The sequence below is a fragment of the Trinickia sp. genome (assembly GCF_051953405.1).
Lineage (GTDB): Bacteria > Pseudomonadota > Gammaproteobacteria > Burkholderiales > Burkholderiaceae > Trinickia.
Genome location: NZ_JBQCIV010000052.1, coordinates 1 through 22,805, shown reverse-complemented (window position 1 = coordinate 22,805; position 22,805 = coordinate 1). Strand labels below are relative to the sequence as shown.

The following is a 22,805-nucleotide window of genomic DNA, read 5'->3' as shown; positions in this document are numbered from 1 at the left end:
GGCCCCGATGCCAGCCAGCGAGCGCAAGCCGCGCTACAAGCGCATCTGCGACAGGAAGGGCGTCACTGAGGCGCCCGGCACATCGCGGACCGATGATCTGGGAGAATAAAGTTCGTCTAAGGGACAGTTCGTAAGCTCTTGAATCGTAAGGCTCTTGGCCTTGGACTTGCTCGGGCGCAAAGTCAGCCTTGACGAGCGGAAACCGCGGTTCCGCGGTCCTACCGCGGAATAAAGTCCGTCTTGCGATAATTTTAGCTACGCGGAACGCGTGGGGCGATCGCTACGTCGGAATCGATGCGGTATGACGGCACTGGCCGCGCCGGCGCGACTGATGCGCCCGTTGGGAAATCCTGCCAGTGGGTTGACCGAATGTGCGGCGGCCCGGCTGCAATCCGAATGTCAGAATTAGAGGAAAGACCTCTTCCGCACTGTGATGGCCTATACAGGACGGTATCGGATTGATAAGGATAGGTTCATTACAAAGATTGATTCATCCTGGAATGAAGCCTGGAACGGCAGTGAGCAGGAACGATTCTACAAGCTTGATGGAGACACGCTCGACGTCAGTACGGCCTGGATGCCGAATCCGTTGGTGCCAGGAAATCCAATAGGAAGGGCTACTCTCAGCTTTAGACGCGAGTAATTTCGCAATGTTAGTTTTCAGGTCGTCAACTTGGCGATGAGTCTGGCAACCGGGCAGCCAACTTTGGCTGACCAAATTTGGGTTGCCTCTCGGTCGGCTTGGGGTCGGATCCGGCCCGACGACGAGGCGTGCACCGCACCGTTGGCAAACGCGACGCCGGCGACAGATGCCGACCCACTTCCGCCCTTCGAACCGATGCACGCGCAATGCCCGCTTCCAAGGCGCAACGGCCGTTGTAAAATTCCTAGACTTCGGCCCCCATCGATCGAAATCGAACCGTCATCTGCAACGATGGTGCGCGGCTGGAATGGAACGATCAGGGTGAGTTCAGCCGAGTGCCACGATAGGTTGGGGGCGGTAGCGGCCAAATCTGATAATAAGGATCACAAAATCGAGTAGCGGTTTTGCAGACCACCTACATACAGCTTTCTGGCGATTTCGAGCAGCTTCTCGCGGCACACATCGAAGGCACCGAGTATCGAGCGTTCGTCATTGCCCACGCCAGGCTGCAGATTTTTCAGCATCGCATCGTCGACCACGAAGGTGATTTCCCGGGAGTTGTCGTATCCCCAGAAGCTTACGCAGTGACGGCCCGCATCATAGCTGCGACTAGGGTTGGGAAATTGGAGCGCCACGATCAGCTTTTCTCGTTTGTGACCGAATAACGCCACTTGCTGGCGTTTGAATCGATGGAGGCGTAGCTCAGACGTCTCTTGTCAGCGCGCAGAGCGTCCGCCGTTTCGAGTCGTTGAGCAGCGGTCTTGCGCTCGATGGCGTATTCGCTCGGGGCGCCAGTCGGTCTGGAAGCAGGTTTGGTGGGTGATTGCATGATTGCTCTCGCAGCAGTAGGTAGCGTAAGGCGACCGGTCAAACCACTGTACACCCTTTGTACAATACCGGTGTTCTTTCTTTGCAGAACGTCCATGGGTTTGGCTCGCCGCCTCTTTGAATGTGTGCCTCGGGCTAACTTTCAGATAAGGTCGCGACCAACACAGATAAGTCCAGCAACAGCGTATGCGATCCTGCATCCAGCGGCACCCGTACGCCTTCCCCGTTGCAGTCAACAGGCTCGCCGTCGAGCACGGCATGCATCGGGCCGCAGCGCGAGATTGATGCGACGCAAATCTCATACCGCGTCGAATGCATGTCAACGGTTGCCGTGAAGCCGGGCCACGCATCCGGAATACAAGGGTTCATCACCAGCCAATCGCCTTCCCGCCTGATTCCCAGAATGCCCTCCACACCGGCGCGGTACATCCATCCCGCCGACCCCGTGTACCAGGTCCAGCCGCCGCGGCCGACATGAGGCGCCACCGAATATACGTCGGCTGCAATGACATAGGGCTCGACCTTGTAGCGATCGACCTCGACCGGCGTGCGCGCATGGTTGACCGGATTGAGCAGCGCAAACAGTTCAGCTGCGCGGTTGCCGTCGCCGAGTTTCACGTACGCCAGAATCGCCCACATCGCCGCATGGCTGTACTGACCGCCGTTCTCGCGTAGCCCCGGCGGATAGCCCTTGATATAGCCCGGATCGCGCGACGTGCGATCGAACGGCGGCGTGAACAGCAGCGCCATCCCGTCGTCGCGGTGGATCAGATGCTTCTCCAGCGAAACCATGGCCAGCGCGGCACGCGCCGGGTCCGCGGCACCCGACAGCACTGCCCATGACTGAGCGATCGAATCGATCCGGCATTCCTCGTTCGTGTGTGAGCCTAACCATGTGCCGTCGTCGAATGTCGCACGGCGATACCACTCGCCGTCCCATGCGTCGCGCTCCAGCGCAATGCGCACCGACGTTGCATGCGCGCGCCAGCGTGCGGCACGCTGTGCGTCGCGCGCTTCGGCGAGCGGAGCGAACAGCTCGACGGTGCGCAGCAGCAGCCAGCCGAGCCAGACGCTTTCCCCGCTGCCTTGCGCACCGACCCGATTCATCCCGTCGTTCCAGTCGCCGGTGCCGATCAGCGGTAAGCCATGCACGCCGGTCAACGCGATACATTGATCGAGGCCGCGGGCGCAATGCTCGAACAGCGACGCGGATTCGTCCGCGATCATCGGCTGGAAGAACGCATCGTGCTCGCCGGGCCGCAATAGCGGCCCATCGAGGAACGATACGTTTTCGTCCAACACGGCGGCGTCGCCGCTGCAACCAATGTACGTCGCGGCGGCGAATGCCAGCCAGACACGGTCGTCGGAGATCCGGGTGCGCACCCCTTGCCCAAAGTGCGGCAACCACCAGTGCTGAAAATCGCCTTCGACGAACTGCCGTGACGCCGCGCGCAGCAGATGCCGCCGCGTTTCGTCGGGCTGCACGTGCGTGAGCGCCATGCCGTCCTGCAACTGGTCGCGGAACCCGTATGCGCCGCTGGCCTGATAGAACGCCGAGCGCGCCTCAATACGACACGCGAGCGTCTGATACAGCAGCCAGCCGTTCAGCATCAGGTCCATCGCGCGGTCGGGCGTTTTCACCTGAATGGCACCGAGCACGTTCTGCCAGTGCTGCGTCACGTCCGCGAGCACGGCGTCGAGATTGGCGCGGCGATAGCGCTGGATCAACGCTCGCGCCTCGTCGGCGGACGCACATTGACCGACGAACGCGACCACCTCGACCGTCTCGTTCGCGCCCAGTTCGATGAAGCCCTGCAAGGCCGCACACGGGTCGAGCCCCGCGCCGATTGCGCCGGACAGCGGTGCGTCACCCGTCAGCCCGAGCGGCGCGGCGGCGTCGCCGTGACGGCCGAGGAATTCGGTGCGATCCGCAGTCCATGCCGTTTGCCGGCCACCGAGGTCGGCGAACGCGATGCGCGTGCCGAATGCCATGCTCCACGGATTGCGCGCGAACATCGCGCCGGTGACCGGATCGATTTCCGTTACGACGAACGGCCCCGACGCACCGCGGGATGTACCAAGCACCCATTCCATCCACGCCGTCACCGATAAGCGCCGTGCGATACCGGACGTATTGCGCAGCGTGAGTCGGGAAATTTTCAACGGATCTGCGAGCGGCACGTATTGCAGCAATTCGAGCGCAACGCCGTGCGCTTCGTGTTCGAAGCGGCTGTAGCCATGGCCATGACGCGCGATATAGGTCCCGCCGTCGCGGATCGGTAGCGCGGTGGCGCCCCAGACGTCTCCGGTCATTTCATCGCGGACGTAGAGCGCTTCGCCGGCGGGATTCTCGACAGGATCGTTCGACCACGGTGTGAGCTGGTTCTCGCGGCTGTTTTCAGCCCACGTATAGCCAGTGCCTTCCGCCGCAACCTGAAAGCCAAAATCCCGATTGGCGATCACGTTGATCCACGGTGCCGGTGTTGCGGCGCCCGCGGTCAGCACGGTCACGTATTCGCGGCCGTTCTTGTCGAAACCGCCGAGGCCGTTGAAAAACTCGAGCACGGCCGTGATCGGGAGGGAGGTCCCGGATGCATCGAGCGGGGTGGCCCATGGCGACAACATCGGCCGGCTTTGCCGGCGCGGCTCGGGCGCCTCGTTCTGGGCATACGGCATGCGTGCGAGCTGTGTCGCGACGGACCCGTGCCGGGCGATCAGGGCGACCCGCGCGGCAGATTGCAGCAACGCACGCGTATCCATGCTCATCAGATCGGCGCGCAGCGTGTAGACCGTTCCTTGCGCCAGCTCTTCGCCAAAGCGGGGGCGTGTCTGGCTGCTGCGCACAGCGGTCTCGATTGTCGTCTGCAATCCCTGGATATACGACGAGGCCCGTTCATTGATGATCACGAGATCGACGGCGAGCCGCTTCATTCGCCAGTATTCGTGTGCTTTCAATAACTGCCGGACCTGGGCGATATCTTCGACGTCTCCGATGCGCAGCAACACGATCGGCAGGTCGCCCGATATCGCGTGCGGCCACAGGCCCGACTGCGTGCCGGCCCCGCGCACGATCGCCTCGGACGGCGCCCTGAAGCGTGGGTCGGCGTACAGGATAGGTGCGGCGAGCCGCTGAAAATCCGCGGCTTCTTCGGCTTTGACGTCGAGGTAGCGCAACTGCACCTGAGCCTGGGTCCACGCGAGTGTCTTCGCGCGATCGAACGCGTTGCGATCATGGTGCTTGTCGATCAGGTCGAGCAACTGTGCGCGCGACTCGGCCACCACGGTCCAGAAGGTTACGCGCGCCACCTTGCCCGGTGGCACCCGTACGCGATAGCGTAGCGCAAAGACCGGGTCAAGCACGGTGCCGGTGGTATTGCCCAGCGGCCTGCCGTTGACGATGGATGCGGCGTTGCCCACACTGCGGCCACGGCCGAGAAAGCGCATGCGGTCGGTTTCGTATTGCGGTTCGGCGATGATCTCGCCTTCGACGACCGCAAAATGCGCGGCCCAGATCTGTGGGTCGTCGTGCGAGCGCGGGCGGCGCGTCGCCACCAGTGCGCCGAATTCCGCGAGTTGCTCCGTCTGCACGAACATCCGGGAAAAGACCGGATGCGCGTTGTCGGCGGCCTGGGTCGTCAGCGCGAGTTCGGCATACGACGTGAGTTCGATTTCTCGCGCACTGCGGCCGCTGTTCGTGAGTGATACGCGGCGGACTTCGCCGTCCGCCTCGCCGGACACGAGCACGTCCATTGTGGTGGTGAGCGAGCCGTCGCGGCGGGTAAATTCGACGCGATCCTCGCCAAACACCACGTCGCCGGACTCGACTTCGCCGGTGAACGGCTGCGCTCCCGCGGACCAGACATGGTCGCGTAGCGTATCCCGCAGGAAGATAAATGAGCCCCAGTTATCGCGGGTCGTGTCTTCGCGCCAGCGCGTGATCGCCAGATCGCGCCAGCGGCTGTAGCCTGCGCCGGTCGCGGTCAACATCACCGCGTACCGGCCGTTGGACAGCAAATGCGTGATGGGGGCCCGCGTGGCGGATGTCTGCTCGACGACACGGCGCACGATGCGCGGCGCCGTACCAGCGTCGGTCGCCGATATGTTCACTTCTTCGGCACGCGGGTGCGCGACGGCCACATCGCGCGGCATGCGTTCCTGCAACAGCAACTCGCTTGCCTGAATCATCGGCTCACGATGAAAACGCGTCCGCATCTGCGCGTTGAGCAAGGTGTTGGCGATCGCCACGATCGTCATGCCCTGGTGATGAGCCATGAAGTTACGCACGATAGCGAAGTGCTCGCCGTCGGGCAGGCGGCTGCGGGTGAAGTCAAGCGCCTCGTAGAAACCATAGCGTCCCAATGCACCGAGCGCGGCAAGTTGAGCGTAGTTTTCGCAGGCTGCCTGTGGTGCGACCATTGTCGCGAGGCCAGTAGCGTAAGGCGCAATCACCCGGTTTTCGGAGAGGCCGCGCTTGAGGCCAAGGCCCGGCACGCCGAAGTTCGAATACTGGTAGGTGAATTCCATGTCGCGCGCGTTATAGGCGGACTCCGAGATGCCCCAGGGAATGCCGAGCGCGCACCCATACGAGCGTTGTCGTTCCACGATCAGCGTGCTCGTCTGTTCGAGCAGGCTGCCGACCGGCGCGCGCATCACCAGCGACGGCATCAGATACTCGAACATCGATCCCGACCACGAGATCAGCGCGGAGCCAGTGCCGACCGGCGTCGCGGCCCGGCCGAGGCGGAACCAGTGCGCCGTCGTTACGTCACCCTTCGCGATCGCGAACAGGCTCGCGAGTCGCGCTTCGGAGGCCAGCAGATCGTAGCAGCTCGGGTCGAGGCTGTTATCGGCAAGCGAGTAGCCGATCGACAGCAGCTTGCGTTCGGGATCGAGCAGGAACGCGAAGTCCATGCCGAACGCCATCGCACGCGAGGTTTCGGCGAGCGCGGTCAGGCGCCTCCGCAGCGATTGCGGGTCGGCGGTCTGGTCCAACTGGTCGCGGCCGTGTTCTGCCACGTTTTCCACCATGGCCTCGACCCAGAACAGCAGGTCGGCGTAATCGTCGTCGCCGCCGGCGGGCATGATGTCACGCGTGGCGTCCAGCGCTTTCTTCGTGAGGCGCGCAAGCACTGGCGACACGGCTTCGAGCGTCTGCAGTCCGCGCAGCTGGGTGTCGATTTCTTCGAGGATGGCAAGCAACTGCCTGCCGCGTTCGCCGCCGGACGCACGCAATGTATCCAGTGCCGTACGCGCCAGATGCAGGTTGTCGAGCATGCCGGAGCGGGCTCCCGGCGCGAGCGGCGCATCCCGCCATTCCTCGCAGGCATTGGCGAGTGCGATCAAATGACCGGCTAGATTGCCGCTATCGACCGACGAGACATACGCCGGTGCGAGCGCCTGCAGGTCCTGGGTGCGGTACCAATTATAGAAATGCCCCTTGAAGCGCGTCAGCTTTTGCATCGAAGCGAATGCAGCTTCGAGCCGTTCGACGGTTTGCGTCGTACCGGCCCAGCCGAAATCGCGCGCGGCGACGGCCGAAAGCAGATACAGCCCGAGGTTGGTCGGCGACGTACGGTGCGCGACGACCGGCTTTGGGTCTTCCTGAAAATTATCCGGCGGAAGCATGTGTTCTTCCGGGGTCACGAACGTCTCGAAGAAACGCCAGGTATGTCGTGCGATCAGACGCAGGTAGCGTGTGTCCTGCCCGGATGTGGCAAGTCGCCGCGCGGCGGCCGGCGATCGGCTCGACCACAGCGCGAGCGCCGGTGCGGCAAGCCACAACAATGCGATCGGCAGCACCAGCGGCCAACGCGACGGCGCGACGGCGATCGCCCCGGCAGGCAGTGCCAGCGCGAGCGCGGTCGAGCCGGCCATCCGCCGATAGAAGCCACGCAGGTCGAGCCGCGGGTCGCCTTTCGACTGCGCGGCGGTGGTCCATTCGAGCAGATGCCGGTGCGTCACGAACAGCCGTACCAGGGTCCGGATGATCGCATCCCCCATGCGCCACGCGTGGTCGGCGAGAAACGCGGCGGACAGCAGCGTTTGCAGCGCGGCGAGCCGCGCGTCACCGCCCAACGTACGAACGCGGCTGTGCAGACGAACACCCGTGCGACGCTGCAGGATCGCAAACACGGTCGGCAGGAAGGCAGGAATCGCGAGCACGCATAGCATCCACACCACACCGGCAATCCCGGCGGGCAGTGGCATGAGCCAGCACACCGCAAGCTCGGCGACCATCAGCGGAGCGATCAGCGAGCGGCGCAGATTGTCGAGCATCTTGAGACGGCCGATCAACGGCATCGCCTGACGGTCCCCGCGCCGATGTCCGACGATCCACGGAAGCAACTGCCAGTCGCCGCGCGTCCAGCGATGCTGGCGCTTCGCCATGACGTCGTAGCGAGCCGGCGCTTCTTCGACCACTTCGACATCCGACGCCAGCCCCGCACGCGCAAAGACGCCCTCGAACAGATCGTGACTGAGCAACGCATTCTCGGGCACGCGCCCCTGCAACGCGGCTTCGAATGCATCGACGTCATAGATGCCCTTGCCGGTAAACGAGCCTTCGCCGAACAGATCCTGATAAACGTCAGAGACAGCGGCAGCATAGGGATCCATCCCGCCGGGGCCGGAGAACACGCGCTGATGTAGCGACCCTTCCTGGCCTACCGGCAGCGAAGGCGTCACGCGCGGCTGAAGAATCGCGTAGCCGCCCACGACGCGTTGCTCGACGCTGCTGAATCTCGGCCGGTTCAGCGGATGGGCCATTTTTCCGACTAGGCGCGATGCGGCGTCGCGCGGCAGCCGGGTATCCGCATCGAGCGTGATGACGTAGCGCACATCAGGTGGCACGTGCGGCATGCACCCCGCGATCGGCACGAACGTGGTGTCGGTCGCACCGCGCAGCAAACGGTTGAGCTCGTGCAGCTTGCCGCGCTTTCGTTCCCAGCCCATCCAGCAGTTTTCGCCGGCATTGAACACGCGCCGGCGGGCCAGCAGCAGGAAACGGTCGCCATCGGGGCCGGGCCCATAGCGGTCGTTCAACGCTTCGATGGCCGCTGCGGCGACGGCGAGCAGCGGCGCATCGCCATCGAGGGTCTCCTGATCAGCGTCGAGCCAGTCGGCCAGCAACGCGAACGACAGATCGCCGCCCGTGCCCGCGAGATGATGGACTTCGAGGCGTTCGACGAGTTCGCTCACATCGGCTTCGCTGGTCAGCAGCATGGGCACTGCCACCAGCGTACGTAGCGACGACGGCACGCCGGCAGTCAACTCGAGCGCGGGCAACGGGTTCGCTCCGGAACTCCAGGTCACCGCGCGATTGACGAGCGCGACCGCGATTTCCGTAGCAGGCAGGAATCCGCATGCAGCGAACAGCACGAGCACCCAGGCATCGTGCCATTGCGGTGCCAGCACGAACACCGCCCACAATGCCATCGCAAGAAGCGTCACAGCGACCACCAGAATCCCACCGGCATAGCCAGCGATGCCAAGGCAGACGCCGAAGCGCGTGAGCCGCAACCGCGTCGGCGGACGAAACCCGATCGCGTTTTCCAGTGCGCCGCGGCCTTCGGCGATCAGGTAATAGCCGGGCTCTGCCGTGCGTTCGTCATGCGCTGGATCGGAGCCGGGCCTAGCGGCCGTGTGCGCCAGCTGCAGCGCGAGGTCGGCGATTTCGAGTTCGGTGAAGGCCGAGCCGCGCGCCAGTTGCTCGATTGCGCTGCGATACCGATTGCGGGTCGTAAAATCCATTGCCGCGAAGGCACTCCCCGCGCGTAGCCGTTCGTCGACGAGGCTCACGCTTTCGATCAGATCGATCCAGCTGATGTCGGAGATCATCCGCATGCTGGTAATCACGTTGCGCACGGTGACGTTGGACGCGCCTTGTCGCTGCTGTGCATGGCGCACCACCTCCTCCACGGACGAGCCCTGCTGTCGGAGCCGCTCTTCCAGCCAGCCGAGCGCGGGTGTCGTGCGGGGATCCTGATCGCGCAGCCGCTTAGCGAGCTGGGCCGCGAACAGTTCCGATAGCAAGCCCGACGAGCGCGTCGAAATATCTGCTTCGAGCGCGGAGCGCGCGCTGCCCGACTCGAGCAGACGGTCGGTCAGTAGGTCGGCATCGGCGCGTGCGGCCCGGCCGGCCGTGATCTGGTCGGCGAGGCGCCGCAGGTTCTCGATCAGCACAATTCGCAGCGTGATCGCGACCGCCCATAGCTCGCCGATTGTCAACGGTTGAACCCGTTGATAGGCATCGATGAAACGCCGCAGGATCTGCGGGTTGAAGTAGCTGTCGGTATGTGCGACGAACGCCCACGCAAGACCAAACACGCGCGGGTAGCCGGCGAACGGACCGATCGCGAGTTTCGGCAACATCCGGTAGTAGCCGGGAGGCAGATCGTCGCGGATCTCGCGGATCTGTTCTTCGACCAGGTGATAGTTGTCGAGCAGCCATTCCGCGGCGGGCACCACGCTACGGCCGCGCTCCAGTTCTCCGGCGCTTGCACGATAGGCGGCGAGCAGGACCGCGGCGTTGTCGTCGAGCCGTGTATGCAGTGACAGCACGGCAGGCGGCTGGTCTGTCACCGGCTGTGCGGCAGCGAGACTTTGCGCGTGCTGCTCGAGTCGTTCGATCCCGAACAATTCGTCTCGCACCGGTTTGATGTCGGTCCATGGCGGCGCCCGTGGACGCAATAGCGCGGCAAAGTGGTGGAGTGTTTTCATGAGCGTCCGTCCTGCGGCGTCGATAGTGTCAATAGACGAGGCGGACGGTTCGCGCGCGCGATACTTTCGAAGGCCGTGCCGCGCGCCATCTTCGGGGCGGTGCACGGTTTGTCGGGTTGATACATGATGGGTTCTTCCTGCGGGACAGCCGGACGAGACGCCGCGCGTACGGACTGAGGTGGCGCTCGTCCTGTGCGGTTGAACACGCAAACCGATGCAAATGGACGGAACGAAAAAAGCGGGTGTGTACCGCCGGTAAATGTGCATGTGGCCGGCGCCATCGATGGCAGCCGTGGCGAAACAGGACTCGGTCGAACGTTCACGGCCATCGCCTTGATCCGCCGGTGTGACGGAGATATGCCGGTGCCGCGGCACGAACCGCGTATGAGGGTGCCGTGCGAGGACTTTGGGACGGGCGGAGGTCACTAGTGCCGGATTGATGACGCGCGTGTGCCGATCATCGACGAACTGCGCAATTCATTCCGGAGCGGGGAATGTGCGGGGCTTTGCTGTTGCCAATCCGTAGACGCTGCGACAAGCGTGGGGGGATGACGCAACAGAGAGGCAGACCGCAGTCTGCGTGATTGGTTGCTGTTATTTCTTCCTTGCGGACTCTCTGGATGAGGCGGGCTTTGGCACTGCCGCCGACAACGTACCTGCCACGGGGGGCGGCAATTTCTTCGGTTGCTTAGGCTTTTTCGCTTCCCGGTTGCCGCGCATTTGACCCTTTGCCATCGTATTTCTCCAATTTCGCTGGCCGCAGACGCGACCATCGTGCCACGCAGTTTGGGCGCTTTTGATGATGCTGTCGCGATCTATTTTCGGGGGTACCCATGCAGGCCCTCCAGACGGGCGATTTTGGAAAGACGGCCGATGTCCATTATCGCGGCTAACGGAATTGCTGCCTTTCCTGCTCAAGAGGGTATACAGTGGGCTCATCAGGATCCGATGCGGTATTGCAAGCGCGTGTTGCGTGCGCCACCGCTTCTGACCAGCGCGTCGTCAAACATCTCGGCTCCCACTCGACACGCTACAGAATTCCAGGCTGAATGCGCGCAGGCTTGCGTCCGCAACCACACCTGAACTGCGCCCCGAAGGTTGGACGGTTGTGAGCTATGCCGAAGCGAACCGAGTCCTGTACTCGACCGGACTCAGTCCGCTCAACTTCAGCTTGATGCGGTCATGATTGTAGTAGCGAATGTATTCCTCCAGCCCAGCCTCGAGTTCATCAACATCCCGGAATTCATTGGCATAGTAGAACTCGGATTTGAGCGTACCAAAGAAGCTTTCCATCGCGGCATTGTCGAGGCAGTTTCCCTTGCGCGACATGCTCGGGCTGTCAGCAGGGGTAGGCACCGCGGAGGAGGGATCCCTCCGGCTGTGCGGACCATGGCGAAAGCGTGGCCAACGACTATACGCCCGCCAGTGCTGCCGCAGCTTCTACGCCACATTCAGGAGCTGCCGGCATACAATCTGAAACGCGATTAAATTGCAGGCGTATAAGCGCATTGTGGCTCGGATATTCATACGATCCGTGCCACACACCCCGGGTACGTCAGCCAGGAGCAGACATGAATCGATTGATTACCTATCGGGGTTTCGAAATCCATGTGGCACTGACCGAGGTTGCGCAGGATATGTACAGTGTGACGTTCACGATAAAGGGCCATAATGTCGGCCGCACCAGCATCGACGGGGCGGTCGTTCCTGTTCGGCATGGTCCGTTCTCCGAGCGCTGGGCGTACCTCGTAGCGGAGATTGCAGGTCAGGCCGCCGTTGATGTTCTCATTGGTCCGGAATCGTAGTTCCATGCCCATCGCGTGTCGGGCATTGATCGATTGGATCAATACGCAGGGGGAGCGCCGGGCGCCTTTGCCGTCCATCGACAGCCGAATGCTTCGGCTCGGCACCGTCTCCGTGGCGGCTCCCGCCGTGAACTGGCGCCCCAAGCCGGTTTTGACGACGTCGGGGTGCCCATAGCGGGCGAATGCATCTTCCGGCGTTTCAACGGCGTATACGGCCTCCAGCATGATCGCCAAGCGGTGCGCGAGGTCTTGCGGCTGACCCGGTCCACCACCGCCGCCAGATACACGAAGCCGCGCGCCATGGAAACGTAGGTCGCGTCGAGCGCCCAGGCCCTGGTTGGCCAGCTCGATCTTCATGCCCGCAGCGGATAGGACCGGGCCTCGTGCTGCGCGTTGCGTCGACTCGTGCTCCGCTTGCAGAACAGCGCATCCACGCCTATGCGCTTCATGAGCGTGCGCACGCGGCGGTGGAGCGCTCTTCGGCTCCATGTCCGCTCTCATGGTGGCCGGCCTGTTTTACCTTGGCAGCGGTGTTGGGCTCGGCATCGGTATCCGTGTCCGGAGGCTCCGGCAGTCCCCTCAGAGCGCAACGGCCAACCATCGGATTCCGAGAGCTGAACTGCCGTGGCTGACGGGTGCCATCCTTGCGGGAGGCGTGGCGGGACCCGCGTTGTTGATGCTGGGCCTCTCGAGCACATCGGCAGCGAGCTCTTCGCTGCTACTGAATCTCGAAAGCGTGTTGACCGCGGCGATCGCGTGGGTGGCCATTATTCGGCGTGGCGCTCTCGCTGGCGATATGGCCCGAGCCGCCTTCCGTGTTCTTTTGGGGCGCCGCGGCATTGATGGCGCTCGGCGTTTGGCTGCATGTGTGCGAGCAGCATGAGCATGAGCATACTCACGAGTTTCCCGAACACACCCATCGGCATCGCCACGATGAGCATCATCAGCATGAGCACGACTTTCCGTATGCGGGCGATGAGCCGCATACCCACCCGCATGCTCATTTGCCCATTACGCATTCGCACGCGCATTTTCCCGACATCCACCACCGCAGGTGAGTCGCATCCTCTCCGGCCGCATTGTCCGTCACACAAAATTGTTAGATCGACTATGCGCTTATGCACGCCATCGATTAAACTTTGGCAAACATTCCGACGTACGTCGGAATGCAGAACTTATGACCGCTTTAGCGGATGTATGGGATGGCAGCGATGAACACGCCCATGCGCTCGCGCAGATTATTCGCCGCTCGGCAAGTCGAAAAATCACCTCAAGCGCGACGAATTCAGGCAGTCATTCAAGGTGGTCGCGGCCCGTCTCGGAATCGATCCCGAGACCTATCTGGCAAAACACTCGCTGCTACCTTTTTTCTACGCCTGCCCATCGAGTAAGAAAGAATCCTACCGTTATCAAGATCTCGTAAGGGGGTGGTTAAAACCCGCTGAAGGGCCGCTTCTGAAGAGCCTTCGCTTCTGCCTAGCGTGCGCCCGACAAGACGCACTTGATGCTGGTATCGGGTGGTGGCGGCGGGAGCATCAGCTACCCGGCGTTGATGTTTGCATCCATCATGGCGAATCGCTCAACCTCGTGCAGGACGACAGAGCCGCGGAACGTTTGCCCAGTTATTACATAAGAGATCGGAGATACATCCGCGAAACGATTCCTAACTGCGACGACGAGATCGTAGCGAGGTATCGGGCACATGCCCTTTCTCTGCTAGAACGCGGCGTTGAACCTTCACATCTTCGACTCCGCGTCGGACAACGGTGCATTGAACGCGCGATCGGAAGAGCACGGAAACATCGCTCATGCTCAACATCGCTTAGCCGTCACGTTCGATCGCGGTTTCCACATGACTGGCTGCAAAAGCATCGGCCCGCATTGGTACACGCCGACTATTCAGGACGTGATCTGATGATCGACGCCGCATTCAGCGGCCAGGGTGCCCCCGGGATAGCGATCGTGATGGTCCTCGCAAGCCTGTTCGAAAGCTTTGAGGATTTGAATACCGATGCAGCGACTGCTCGCACAGCAAATCGGCCGGCGGATCTTCCAGCTCGAACAGACGCGGGCCGTTCGGCGCGTGGATTTGTTCGTCTTTTTGTAGCCATGCATGGCGATTACGATCGCATAGCTCGCGCGCTCGATTGTTCGTACGATACGGCCCGGCGTTTTCGACGCAATTTTGGGCTTCCCTCTATCCCCCCATTGCTGACTTCAGCCCACCACGCGACGTTTGAGAGATTACTCGCAGCCAGTGACGACGACCTAGCGAGCTGGGGCAACGCGATGCGTCGCTACTGGAAGGCACGGCCTGCCAGAGGGCCGAGGGGCGCAGAACTGGCCGAATTTCTGCGGATTAGCGGAGGTTGACTCACTTCGGGACAGCGTATCGATGTTCCAACTGCCGTTAGGCTAATGTCTCAACGGTAGTGCATGGCCAGTCCTACGACAACGTCAGATCGGACATATCTAGTCTGTAATCCACGGCGCGCAATAACCGTTGCGCTCTGATACCCGCCCCTGGATGTTCCGCCCGTCCGTCGATCCACCGCAACGGGTCGACATGCGCCGATGAAGCTGCGCTTCTCGCAAGCGCAAACAGAACCGGTGCCGCCGCCCTTGACGTGCCGAGCCGACGCAGCGTCCCCTGGCGCGCCTAACAGGCGCGCACAACGCATGCAACCCGAATGGCGTTGGGACCTCCCCAACGCATTCTCGGTCGTTCCGGCCACCACGCTCGCTCCGGTGTCGCGACGCCCCACATCGTCTGTCCCCCTGACGGACTTTATTCTTCCATGACGGACCTTATTACTCGGGATCAGCAACATGATCCGAGAGAATAAAGTCCGTCTAAGGGCCAGTTCGCAAGTCATTGATCGAAAGGCCCTCGGCTTAGGAGTCTGCTCGGGCGCAAAGTCCGTCATGACACGCGGGAATCGCAGTTCGGCGATCCTGCCACGCAATAAAGTCCGTCTTGCAGCATTTGCGTACAGGTGAGATCACGTCAGCGCCAACGTTGCAAACGTCGCGAGCCAATGTTCGGCCATGTAATTTCCGCTGACATGCGGAAACGCGACCGACCAATGCAAATTCGCGGCCTCCCGCATTCTCCTGGCCCTTGCATCGTCAGCAGGCAGCGAACTGGCGAGCGACCACAAGCACCAAGCCCGGCTCAGGTTCAGCCCGTTCAGATGCGTGATGCGTCCATCGGAATGGTCACTCACGGTGGCCGGAATAAACAGACACGATGGTTGACCGTGTGCCAGCCGCGGGAAGAACTTCTCGAACCACGTCGCGAACTCAGCCGGTTCCAGCACTCGCTGCATGCACTCGGCCTCCGTCAAGCTGGGAGAAAGGAATTCGTCGAGGCTTGGCTCCCCCCATGCCGGACAATCCGCGTCGTCGAGATACCACCGCCGGGCCGCCGCGGTCAGTTGCGCCGTCAAGGAAACATCGTCGGTTGCCAGCGCGTAATCGAGAGCCAGACGCACGGCAAAAGCCGTATTGGCATGGGTGCCAGCACGAATCGGATAGGTCGCCTTCGGAAGAAAGTCCAGCAATTGCGTGCGAATCAACAGCGCCAGCGGCGATAGCGCCTGTGCCCAGTGCGCGTCATGGTACGCGTGCAGCTCAGCGAAAAGCTTGAGCAGCCATGCCCAACCGTACGGCCGCTCGAAGTTTCCCATCAGCGGCTTTCGGAAGTACGCGCATTCGCGTTCGACTTTCGCCACAATCAGAGACGCCTCGAACAACGCTCGGATCTCGCCCGCGACATCGAGCTCAGGAAACCGGCGTAACAAGTGGGCCAGCATCCAATACCCGTGGACACATGAGTGCCAATCGAAGCTGCCGAAAAACACCGGATGGTGCAGTCGCGGCGTGCAAATGTCGTCTGGCCCGGACACGATATGGCCCGGCCAACATGGATATTCTCTCGTGACGTGACCCAGGGCCATACGAGCGAAGCGGTCAGCAACATCACGCGTCAAAAGGAAGTTTTCCGTGTCTCTGCTCTTTTTGCCTCGCGGGAGGGGAAAGCGTGATGCCGAACGCAGCACCTGCCACTCGTGCGCGAACAGAAGACGCTTTCCCCGAGCTCCGGCGTTGCTCGATCAGCGGTTGAGCATGCGGCCGCCATCCACGACGATTTCCGATCCGACCGTCCAACGGGACTCGTCGGAGGCCAGGTACAGCACAGCCTTGGCCACCTCCTCCGGAGTACCGAAGCGGCCGAGTGGGATGGTGGCGGCAATATCCCTGTTGACTTGTTCGCGGTAGGCGTCGGGGATGCCGAGCTTGTCGTACAGCGGCGTGTCGACCGGGCCGGGGCTGACCGCATTGACGCGCACGCCGCGTCCAAGCAGTTCCGCCGAAAGCGTCTTCGACATATTCAGCACCGCAGCCTTGGTGGCCGCATAAACGGAGGAGCGCTCGGCGCCAACATGCGCACTGATGGACGTATTGAGCACGACCGACGCCGGGCTAGCGAACACCGGCAGCAACGCCTGGAGCAAGAAATACGGTCCCTTGACATTGACATCGAACGAGAGATCGAACATCTCTTCCGTCCATTCCTCGATCGGCAACCAGACGGATACACCAGCATTGAGAAAGGCAACGTCTAGTTGGCCATAGTGGTCCTTGACGGCTTGTGCCAGTTCCTTTTGGGCAGCGACGCTGGCCGAGTCGGCCCGTAGAACCGGAACCTCGCGTCCAAGTTCGGCTTGCGCCTTGGCGATCGAATCGGGATTGACTCCCGTGACGACGACGCGGGCGCCCTCGGCCAAAAACTGCTTCGCGGTTTCCAGACCGATGCCGCTGGTGCCGCCGGTGATAAGGGTGCGTTTACCTTGCAAGCGCGACATTGATTTCTCCTGTAAGTGACAACCAACCGTGGTCAACAGGGAGAAATGTGCACCTATGCCGACGTGGCGATAAGATGTCTGTTTTGAATATATTTCATGCTTCTGTTGCATGAATTGGGGGCCGCGTGGACCGATTTCTCTTGATGACGTGCTTCGCACGGGCCGTAGAGACGGGGAGTTTTTCTGCTGCAGGGCGAGATTTGGGATTGGGCCAACCCAACGTCAGCCGCTATGTAGCCGCGCTGGAGGACCATCTCCAAACGCGGCTGCTGCACCGATCCACACGAAAGCTTGCCCTGACGCCCGAGGGTGAACGCTACTATGCCGATATCCGCCGGATTCTTGACGCGGTGGACGAATCTGAATCGTCTTTCAGGAACAGTGTTGATCCATCGGGACTCTTGCGCGTTGCCTGTCCCACGGCGTTAGCGCATGCATATGTGTTGCCTCAGGTCCCGGTCTTTCTGGAGCGGTATCCCAGATTGACGCTGGATCTTCAGATCAGCGATCGCTACGTGAACCTTGTAGACGAGGGAGTCGAACTCGCGATTCGCATTGGACATCTCGAGGACAGTGCGCTACGCGCCAGGCGCATAGGAATGTACGAGCGTGTGGTCGTGGCCAGCAAGGACTATCTGGCGAAACGCGGAGTTCCAGACACACCTGATGACCTGCGCGAACATGATTGCGTGGTCTACACTTTGCTGTCGTCCGGTGCGACATGGCGCTTTCGTGACGCCGATATTCCGGTCTCTGGCAGGTTGAGAGTCAACTCACCCGAGGCCGTTCGAGCAGCGGTCACTGCAGGGTTAGGGGTCGGGCATGGACCGGAATGGCTGTTCGAGGAAGGGTTAAAAAGCGGTCGTTTGCAGTTAATTCTGACCGGGCACTTTGCTCCGGCCGTCCCTGTTCAGATTGTCTATGTTGCAAACAGGTTGCTTCCAACACGGGCCATCGTGTTTATTGAATTCATTTCCGACGTATTTTCGACGATTTCGGCTTTCAACAAAATCGCGTTTCCAAATCCTTAGCAGCTTGCTGAAATGCCAATCGTCAGCGAGCACGTACCTTTCGTCGAATCGGCCGATTTTTCGGAGATGGCAGCCGTGAGACATGCATATGTCAAGGCCTCCTTTAGCCCGCGTTGCTGCCATTCGTTGCCTTCTAAGGCGGCAGCCGGCCGATTCTGTTGAAAAACTCCCCGACTACAAGTTCAGCGAGGTTTTCACGTGTCCTCTTACCCCTAACCGGGATTGACGAACGATTTGTAGGGCGATCTGAGAGGTCGATTTTTCGCGAGGTCGTCCGGCGGCACGAGAGAATGAGTTTTTCAACAGAATCGGCCAGGAACGGCCGTTCGCGTCCGTGGTCGCTCCAGAACTCCGGCGGCAACTCCCCGCCCGTAATCGGCCATTCGACTGCGGAACAGGAATGTCCCCTGGTCGACTCCCCGATCGCAAGGCCGTCACTGGCGCCGTTGAAGATTCGGTGTGGCGAGGCTATTGCCCCAGCAGCCAACATCGAATTGAAGCTGCGTGACAGAAGAGGATTCCCTGGGGCAAAAACGTCGCCCCAGTCGATGCCGGGGAGGTCCTCGGTGCCTACCGTCGCAGTTACTCCCTTGTGAACGTGATCCGCACCTGCCCCCTGCCGAGCACGTCCGGGAGCGACGCCGGCTCGTCGATGCGGCCCAGCCGCGTGTACGAGTACGGCGATTCGAACGTGAGATAGAAGACGACCAGAGTGTCTGCGCGCCACACCATGAGATCGCCAACGCGGATCGTTCCGGGTTGGCTGTCCCTGGTCGGCAGAGCCTTCGGAAGCTTTGCGTGCTTCTCGTTGCCGTTCAGGTCCGGCATGTCCAGGGTGAGCGGCAACTGGGCCGCGAATGCACGGGCCGCTTCGTTGTCCGCGAGTGTGATCGAAAAGCGGCGTTCGCCGACCGCCATGCAGATTCGCTGTTCACCCGTGGTGTTCGCGTTGGGACCGGCAGCATCCGCCGGTGGGACGGCGTAGGCGTGCATCAGGTTCATGCAAAGCGCCGCGGCCGCAACGGATCTGACCTTCATGCTCTTGCTCCTCGTGTTTCCACTTTTACCAGGGCTGGTTGGACGGCCCCACCGTAAACTCGTTGACGGTCGTGTCTTCGGGTAGATCAATGGCGAACGCGACGACCTCGGCGACCCGGTCCGCGCTGATGCCGTATTGCCGGTAGATGGCATGCATGCTGTCGGCCGACGCCTTGTGGCTGATGGTGTCCAGCAACTCGGTGTTGATGGCCGCCGGATAGATCGTCCCAGTTCGGATGTTCGTTCCCTCCATCGCAGACTCCATCCGCAAGACCTCCATGAAGTCACGCACGAACCACTTGGTGCCGCCGTACACAGCTCCGCCGGGATAGGCCTTCAGGCCTGCCACGGACGATGTCGCGATTACGTGACCGGACTTCTGTGCGATGAACGAGGACAACACGGCAGCGACACCGTTGAGGACGCCCTTGACGTTCACATCGATCATGCGGTGCCAGTCGTCCGTTTTCAGCGCCGAGAGGGGGGAGTTGGGCATGAGGCCGGCGTTCAGGAACATGACGTCGATGCGCCCGAAAGTCTGCCTCGCCAGGTTGACGATGTCGTCGTTGTCGGACTGCCGGGTCACGTCGAGGGGGTGATACGCGGCTTGGCCGCCAGCGTTGCCGATCTCGTCCGCGAGTCGCTTCAACTCCTTTTCGCGGCGGGCGCCCAGGACCACCTTGGCGCCCTTGGCCGCGAGCAGCCTTGCGGTGGCTGCACCGATGCCCGACGACGCGCCCGTGATGATGACAACCTTGTCCTTGATCACGACTTCTCTCCCAAGTACTGGTTGTCGGAAACGGGCTCCAGCCACTCCACTGGCTTACCGTCGAGTGCCTCCTGGACGGCGATGTGCGTCATTGCTGTCGTCGACGTGGCGCCGTGCCAGTGCTTGTGGTTCGGCGGGCACCAGATCACGTCGCCGGCACGGATCTCCACCCTTTCCTCGCCTTCGCACTGCGTCCAGCCGCATCCCGCTGTGACGATGAGCGTCTGCCCGAGCGGGTGCGTGTGCCAGTTCGTGCGTGCTCCCGGCTCGAAAGTCACGACGGCGCACGAGTGGCGAGCCGGAGCCGGAGGGTTGCTCAAGGGATCGATGCGAACGCAGCCGGTGAACCACTCGGCAGGTCCCTTGATGGACGGTTGCGTACCTGGGCGTTTCAGTTCCATTGCAGCTTCTCCATTTCACGCCTGCTTCCGGATGCGCCTGAAGCAGGCTTCCAGTCTGTCGAAGGAAATCTTCTCCGACTGGTCGTTCACATTACTCGGCGACTGCTGCGAGCCGTCGCTAACGCTAGCGCCGCCGCAGACACCAAAAGCAGCGCACTGAAGCCGAAGGTGCTCTCGTAGCCGCTGGCATCGAACAGCACTCCTCCCACCGTCGAGCCCAGTGCAATAGCCAACTGGACCACAGCGACCATCAGCCCTCCACCTGCCTCGGCACTTTCCGGCAGCGTCGTTGCCAGCCAGCTCCACCAGCCGACGGGTGCCGCGGTCGCGAGCAACCCCCACCCGGCCAGCAGCCCAACGGCGGCGGCGTTTTGTTCTCCGAACAGGATTAGCGCTACGGCCACCGCGGCCAGCGCGAGCGGGATGGTGACCAGAGTCCAGTACAGGTTGCGGGAGAGGAACCAGCCGATGACTGCCGTGCCGATAAAGCCCGCCACCCCGATCGCAAGCAGTACCAGTGAGAGGGTCGAGGCATTGGCGTTCGTCGTCGTTTCCAGGAAAGGGCGAACATAGGTGAAGAGCGCGAACTGCCCCATGAAGAAAAGGCCGACTGCCGCCATCCCCAGCAGCACCAGCGGATCCGCCAGCAGGCGCAGCGCATTGCGGGATCCGAGAGCCGGCGCGTCTGCCCGCATCGTTGGCAGGCTCGCCCATTGCCAGGCGAAGGCGAGCACCGCGAGGGGCACGAGACCGAAGAAGGCGCCGCGCCATCCGACCAGCGAGCCGATGAAGCTGCCCAGCGGGGCGGCGATGACCGTGGCGAGCGCATTGCCGCCGTTAAAGATGGCCAGCGCGCGCGGGACCTTCGACGCGGGCACGAGCCGGATCGCCGTAGCGGCGGACATGGACCAGAAGCCGCCGACGGACACCCCGATCAGGACGCGGCCCATCATGTACATCACAAGACCCTGCGCCGAAGCGATCAGGGCACCGGATACGGCCATGGAAGCGGTCATACACAGCAGGATGGTCTTGCGATCCATCCGCCGCGCCAGCGCCGGAAGCAGAAGGCTAGTCAAGACAGCGAAGGCGCCGGACATGGCGATCGCCTGACCGGCCACGCCCTCGCTGACGCGCAGATCCGTTGCGATCGGCGTGAGCAAGCTGATCGGCATGAACTCCGATGCAATCAGTGCAAAGACGCACAGCGCCATGGCGAACACGCCACTCCAGTGGCTGGGCTCTTGGTCGCTGGGAGGAGCAGTGACACGCGATTGCGCTGGCAGCGGCTTGCTGCAGAGTTCGGGGGCGAGGATCGATGGAGCTTTAGTCATGCCTCAAATTATGAAGACGACCCGGGTGCGCTACTAGATAATGAAACTTGAATGCATTTATTAGTGCGGCTAATGAATTGGGGGGGTGGAATCGTGGCAAGGAGGAACCTGAACGACCTGCTGGGGTTCGTGACCGTCGCGCGGGAGGGCAGCTTCACGCGCGCTGCGGCGAGTCTGGGTGTTACACAATCAGCGCTGAGCCAATCCATCCGCGGGCTGGAGGAGCGGCTGCAGATCCGCCTCCTGACGCGGACGACGCGCAGCGTGTCGACGACGGCGGCCGGCGAGCGCCTAATGCTGGCCATCGGGCGGCGTTTCGACGAGATCGAATCTGAGCTCGATGCCTTGACAGAGCTGCGGGACAAGCCGGCTGGCACGGTCCGTATTACTTGCGGCGATCACGTGCTGCAAAGCATCCTGCTGCCGAGGCTCGCGCCGTTGCTGCAGGACTACCCGGACGTCACGGTGGAATTCGACGTGAACTATGGGTTCCGCGACATCGTGGCCGACCGCTTCGATGCCGGCGTGCGCATTGGCAGCACCATCGACAAGGACATGATCGCCGTCGCGATCGGGCCGGTGCTGCGCCTGGCGGTGGTCGCATCACCCGAGTATTTCGCGGCCCATCCGGCACCGAAGCAGCCCCGGGATCTGACGGCGCATCGTTGCATCAACCAGCGCATGCCGACGTCGAGCGGCCTATACGTCTGGGACTTCGAGCGGCGCGGCCGTAAGGCCAACGTACGCGTGAACGGACCCCTCATCTTCAACACCACGCCGCCGCAAGTGGAAGCGGCGGTCGCCGGATTGGGCATCGCCCTGCTGCCCGAAGACGAGGTGATGCCCCATGTCAGCGCTGGGCAACTCGTGCGCGTGCTGGAAGACTGGTGCCCAAAATTTGCCGGGTACCATCTCTACTACCCGAGTCGACGGCAGCCTTCTCCAGCGTTCTCGTTAGTCGTCGACGCATTGCGCTTTCGACGGTGACGTCAACGAATCCTAGAAAACGAACTGGAACGGCAGGTTGCGGTCCGTCTGGAACGGCCGGTTCGCGCTATTGACCGGCCGTCCAACAAGCAGCGCGTCGATCGTCTCAAATGGGTCGGTATGCGCCCGACGACCAAGCGTGGCGATCGCCGCCGGCGAGTTCGCTTTCGCGCAAGCGACAGAAGCGCTCGCTGCGGCCCACGCAACGCCGCGACGCGGGGCGACGATCTTGGCTTCGGAACCTTGAACCATGCAGCAGCTCTTCCCTGACCTCTGGCAGACGCAGACGGAACATCCGTTCCACGGCGTCACCTCGCACGCCTATCTGCTGACGCGGCCGGAAGGCAACATCCTGTTTTACGGCACCGGTGTCTTGGAGGAGC

Annotated in this window: 13 protein-coding genes and 4 pseudogenes; 5 read left to right on the top strand and 12 right to left on the bottom strand. The window is 62.1% G+C overall.

What is annotated here, in order from left to right:
* Window positions 1-427: 427 nt before the first annotated feature.
* Window positions 428-643: pseudogene (locus tag ACTHN9_RS08160) on the top strand (lipocalin-like domain-containing protein); the annotation flags it as partial.
* A gap of 383 nt (window positions 644-1,026) precedes the next feature.
* Here ACTHN9_RS08160 and ACTHN9_RS08155 read toward each other — a convergent pair.
* The 5 genes and pseudogenes from ACTHN9_RS08155 to ACTHN9_RS08135 all read right to left on the bottom strand — a co-directional run bounded on the left by ACTHN9_RS08155 (window position 1,027) and on the right by ACTHN9_RS08135 (window position 12,351).
* Window positions 1,027-1,278 (bottom strand): DUF1488 domain-containing protein, encoded by a 252-nt coding sequence (locus tag ACTHN9_RS08155; protein ID WP_440536248.1) that lies wholly within the window; start codon window positions 1,276-1,278, stop codon window positions 1,027-1,029.
* Window positions 1,279-1,280: 2 nt separating this feature from the next.
* The gene (locus tag ACTHN9_RS08150; RefSeq protein WP_440536247.1) at window positions 1,281-1,472 is read right to left on the bottom strand and encodes a hypothetical protein; all 192 of its coding nucleotides are present in this window, start codon (window positions 1,470-1,472) and stop codon (window positions 1,281-1,283) included.
* Window positions 1,473-1,606: 134 nt separating this feature from the next.
* The gene (locus ACTHN9_RS08145; RefSeq protein ID WP_440536246.1) at window positions 1,607-10,189 is read right to left on the bottom strand and encodes a GH36-type glycosyl hydrolase domain-containing protein; all 8,583 of its coding nucleotides are present in this window, start codon (window positions 10,187-10,189) and stop codon (window positions 1,607-1,609) included.
* Window positions 10,190-11,302: 1,113 nt separating this feature from the next.
* Window positions 11,303-11,521, bottom strand: a pseudogene (locus tag ACTHN9_RS08140) (transposase); the annotation flags it as partial.
* Between the two features lie 191 nt (window positions 11,522-11,712).
* Window positions 11,713-12,351 (bottom strand): hypothetical protein, encoded by a 639-nt coding sequence (locus ACTHN9_RS08135; protein WP_440536245.1) that lies wholly within the window; start codon window positions 12,349-12,351, stop codon window positions 11,713-11,715.
* 115 nt (window positions 12,352-12,466) lie between these two features.
* On the opposite strand from ACTHN9_RS08135, the pseudogene ACTHN9_RS08130 reads away from it, so the two are divergent.
* Window positions 12,467-13,052, top strand: a pseudogene (locus ACTHN9_RS08130) (EamA family transporter); the annotation flags it as partial.
* A 244-nt stretch (window positions 13,053-13,296) separates the two neighbouring features.
* Window positions 13,297-13,563 (top strand): annotated as a pseudogene (locus tag ACTHN9_RS08125) (TniQ family protein); the annotation flags it as partial.
* Between the two features lie 1,433 nt (window positions 13,564-14,996).
* Here ACTHN9_RS08125 and ACTHN9_RS08120 read toward each other — a convergent pair.
* Both ACTHN9_RS08120 and ACTHN9_RS08115 read right to left on the bottom strand, forming a co-directional pair.
* A complete protein-coding gene (locus ACTHN9_RS08120; protein WP_440536250.1) occupies window positions 14,997-15,953 on the bottom strand; it encodes a DUF2891 domain-containing protein in 957 nt (318 codons plus the stop codon).
* Between the two features lie 156 nt (window positions 15,954-16,109).
* Window positions 16,110-16,862, bottom strand: a complete 753-nt coding sequence (locus ACTHN9_RS08115; RefSeq protein WP_440536244.1) for an SDR family oxidoreductase — start codon at window positions 16,860-16,862, stop codon at window positions 16,110-16,112.
* A 143-nt stretch (window positions 16,863-17,005) separates the two neighbouring features.
* On the opposite strand from ACTHN9_RS08115, the gene ACTHN9_RS08110 reads away from it, so the two are divergent.
* Window positions 17,006-17,893, top strand: coding sequence for a LysR family transcriptional regulator (locus ACTHN9_RS08110; protein WP_440536243.1), 888 nt, complete (start codon window positions 17,006-17,008; stop codon window positions 17,891-17,893).
* Window positions 17,894-18,475: 582 nt separating this feature from the next.
* Here the strand turns inward: ACTHN9_RS08110 and ACTHN9_RS08105 are convergent.
* The 4 genes from ACTHN9_RS08105 to ACTHN9_RS08090 form a co-directional block, all read right to left on the bottom strand.
* Window positions 18,476-18,931 (bottom strand): cyclophilin-like fold protein, encoded by a 456-nt coding sequence (locus ACTHN9_RS08105; RefSeq protein WP_440536242.1) that lies wholly within the window; start codon window positions 18,929-18,931, stop codon window positions 18,476-18,478.
* Window positions 18,932-18,956: 25 nt separating this feature from the next.
* The gene (locus ACTHN9_RS08100; RefSeq protein WP_440536241.1) at window positions 18,957-19,700 is read right to left on the bottom strand and encodes an SDR family oxidoreductase; all 744 of its coding nucleotides are present in this window, start codon (window positions 19,698-19,700) and stop codon (window positions 18,957-18,959) included.
* On the bottom strand, window positions 19,697-20,101 hold the full coding sequence (locus ACTHN9_RS08095) for a (R)-mandelonitrile lyase (protein WP_440536240.1): 405 nt from the start codon (window positions 20,099-20,101) through the stop codon (window positions 19,697-19,699). Before ACTHN9_RS08095 ends, ACTHN9_RS08100 begins: the two co-directional genes overlap by 4 nt.
* An 86-nt stretch (window positions 20,102-20,187) precedes the next feature.
* A complete protein-coding gene (locus ACTHN9_RS08090; protein WP_440536249.1) occupies window positions 20,188-21,315 on the bottom strand; it encodes an MFS transporter in 1,128 nt (375 codons plus the stop codon).
* Between the two features lie 213 nt (window positions 21,316-21,528).
* On the opposite strand from ACTHN9_RS08090, the gene ACTHN9_RS08085 reads away from it, so the two are divergent.
* On the top strand, window positions 21,529-22,422 hold the full coding sequence (locus tag ACTHN9_RS08085) for a LysR family transcriptional regulator (RefSeq protein WP_440536239.1): 894 nt from the start codon (window positions 21,529-21,531) through the stop codon (window positions 22,420-22,422).
* Between the two features lie 12 nt (window positions 22,423-22,434).
* Here the strand turns inward: ACTHN9_RS08085 and ACTHN9_RS08080 are convergent, their stop codons facing one another.
* Window positions 22,435-22,674, bottom strand: coding sequence for a hypothetical protein (locus tag ACTHN9_RS08080; protein WP_440536238.1), 240 nt, complete (start codon window positions 22,672-22,674; stop codon window positions 22,435-22,437).
* Window positions 22,675-22,805: the final 131 nt, after the last annotated feature.

What these genes read in the sequence shown, in the direction of transcription:
- ACTHN9_RS08080 (WP_440536238.1), bottom strand. Translation starts at nt 22,674, where the DNA reads ATGGTTCAAGGTTCCGAAGCCAAGATCGTCGCCCCGCGTCGCGGCGTT.
- ACTHN9_RS08115 (WP_440536244.1), bottom strand. Translation starts at nt 16,862, where the DNA reads ATGTCGCGCTTGCAAGGTAAACGCACCCTTATCACCGGCGGCACCAGC.
- ACTHN9_RS08110 (WP_440536243.1), top strand. Translation starts at nt 17,006, where the DNA reads ATGACGTGCTTCGCACGGGCCGTAGAGACGGGGAGTTTTTCTGCTGCA.
- ACTHN9_RS08120 (WP_440536250.1), bottom strand. Translation starts at nt 15,953, where the DNA reads ATGGCCCTGGGTCACGTCACGAGAGAATATCCATGTTGGCCGGGCCAT.
- ACTHN9_RS08090 (WP_440536249.1), bottom strand. Translation starts at nt 21,315, where the DNA reads ATGGCGCTGTGCGTCTTTGCACTGATTGCATCGGAGTTCATGCCGATC.
- ACTHN9_RS08135 (WP_440536245.1), bottom strand. Translation starts at nt 12,351, where the DNA reads ATGAAGATCGAGCTGGCCAACCAGGGCCTGGGCGCTCGACGCGACCTA.
- ACTHN9_RS08150 (WP_440536247.1), bottom strand. Translation starts at nt 1,472, where the DNA reads ATGCAATCACCCACCAAACCTGCTTCCAGACCGACTGGCGCCCCGAGC.
- ACTHN9_RS08105 (WP_440536242.1), bottom strand. Translation starts at nt 18,931, where the DNA reads ATGAAGGTCAGATCCGTTGCGGCCGCGGCGCTTTGCATGAACCTGATG.
- ACTHN9_RS08095 (WP_440536240.1), bottom strand. Translation starts at nt 20,101, where the DNA reads ATGGAACTGAAACGCCCAGGTACGCAACCGTCCATCAAGGGACCTGCC.
- ACTHN9_RS08145 (WP_440536246.1), bottom strand. Translation starts at nt 10,189, where the DNA reads ATGAAAACACTCCACCACTTTGCCGCGCTATTGCGTCCACGGGCGCCG.